This window comes from Microbacterium sp. Bi128, from assembly GCF_918698205.1.
Map to the genome: position 1 here is coordinate 1 of NZ_CAKKMM010001039.1, position 1821 is coordinate 1821.

Here is a 1821-nt window from a genome sequence, read left to right on the forward strand (position 1 = left end):
CGCCAAAACCGCCGGCGCGCTGGATAACATCTGGTTCCTGGTCCTGATGTACACCTCGATGAACCTGCCCATCGCCGTGTGGATGATGCGGTCCTTCCTTGCCGAAGTGCCCGTCGAAATGCTTGAGGCCGCCCAGATCGACGGTGCCACCCTGCTGCTCACGCTCCGAAAGGTCATCGCCCCGGTGGCAATGCCCGGCATCGCCGCCACCGCGCTGATCTGCTTCATCTTCAGCTGGAACGAACTCCTCCTGGCGCGGGTCCTCACCGGCGTCGTGGCCGGCACCGCCCCGGTCTTCCTCACCGGCTTTGTCTCGGGCCAGGGCCTGTTCATTGCCAAGGTCTGCGCCGCCGCCGTCGTGATCTCCCTGCCGGTGCTGTTCGCAGGGTTCGCCGCCCAGGACAAACTCGTCCAGGGTCTCTCCCTGGGTGCAGTGAAATAGCGCCGTCAAATAGCCCGCCACCGCCTCTACAAACCGCAAAGGATCCCTTCGATGACCACATCAACCGCACAGTCCCGCACCCCCGGACATCCGGAAGTGCCCGCCACCATGCGCGCCGCCGTCCTCAAGCGCCAGGGCGACATGGCCATGGAAACACTGTCCGTCCCGGAGTTGGACGCGGACCAGGTTCTGGTGCAGGTCGCCGCCGTCGGTGTGTGCGGCAGCGACGTCCATTACTATGAGCACGGCCGGATCGGCGACTACGTCGTGGACCACCCGTTGATCCTGGGCCACGAGCTCTCCGGACGCATCGCCGCCGTCGGCAGCGACGTGGACCCCTCCCGCGTTGGCCGGCGGGTCGCCGTCGAACCCCAACGGCCCTGCCGCACCTGCAAGCAGTGCAAGGCCGGACGGTACAACCTGTGCCAGGACATCGAGTTCTACGCCACCCCGCCGATCGACGGAGCTTTCACCGAATACGTGAGGATCCAGGACGACTTCGCTTACGACATCCCAGACAGCGTCAGCGACGAGGCGGCAGCCCTCATCGAACCACTCTCCGTTGGCCTCTGGGCCTGCGAACGCGCCCAGATCAAGCCCGGCAGCCGGGTCCTGATCGCCGGAGCCGGCCCCATCGGCATCATCGCCGCCCAAGCGGCCCGCGCTTACGGGGCGACCGAAATCTACATCACGGACATCGCAGAAGAAAGGCTCGCTTTCGCCCTGGAACACGGCGCCACCCATGCCTTGAACGCCTTGACGGACAGTACCGAAGGGCTCGACGTCGATGCCTTCATTGACGCCTCCGGCGCCCCGCAGGCCGTCCGTTCCGGCATCAAAGCCGTTGGACCGGCCGGCCGGGTCATCCTGGTCGGGCTCGGAGCCGACAACGTCGAACTCCCCGTCTCCTACATCCAGAACCGCGAAATCTGGCTCTCGGGCGTCTTCCGCTACACCAACACCTGGCCGCTGGCCATCCAGCTGATCGCGGACGGAAAAGTAGATCTGGACATCCTGGTGACCGGCAAGTTTGCGCTGGCCGACTCGGAAGAAGCACTCAAAGCGGGCAAGCAGGCCGGTCAGCTCAAAACTGTCGTCTACCCGGGCCGCTGATGCGCATCACCGACGCCACCCCAGCGCCCCGCCTCCCCGCGGGGGACGGTGTCCTGACGGTCATTGGCGAATCCCTTGTCGACATCATCCGCGACCCCCGCGGTCCTGCCGGCGGCCAGGCCCACCCCGGGGGCAGCCCCCTCAACGTGGCAGTGGGGGCTGCGCGCCTCGACCTCAGGACAATCCTGGTGACCCACTATGGCCTTGACCCGCACGGACACCTGCTGGAAGAGCATCTGCAAACGAACGGCGTCCAGGTGGTCAAC

The 1821-nt window shown here is 66.0% G+C and carries 3 protein-coding genes; all 3 read left to right on the forward strand.

The window, feature by feature from the left end:
- Nucleotides 1-442 (forward strand): carbohydrate ABC transporter permease (locus LQV45_RS29505; protein ID WP_230010648.1); only part of this gene is annotated, 442 nt, incomplete at its 5' end.
- Between the two features lie 51 nt (nt 443-493).
- Nucleotides 494-1555: an NAD(P)-dependent alcohol dehydrogenase gene (locus LQV45_RS29510; RefSeq protein WP_230010652.1), complete on the forward strand. Its 1062-nt coding sequence runs from the start codon at nt 494-496 to the stop codon at nt 1553-1555.
- Nucleotides 1555-1821, forward strand: a 267-nt coding sequence (locus tag LQV45_RS29515) for a PfkB family carbohydrate kinase (RefSeq protein WP_230010655.1), incomplete at its 3' end; no start/stop codon positions are given. The genes LQV45_RS29510 and LQV45_RS29515, both read left to right, overlap by 1 nt.

Bases quoted from the DNA above. Each gene is read 5' to 3' on its own strand.
- LQV45_RS29510 (WP_230010652.1), top strand. From the start codon at position 494: ATGACCACATCAACCGCACAGTCCCGCACCCCCGGACATCCGGAAGTG.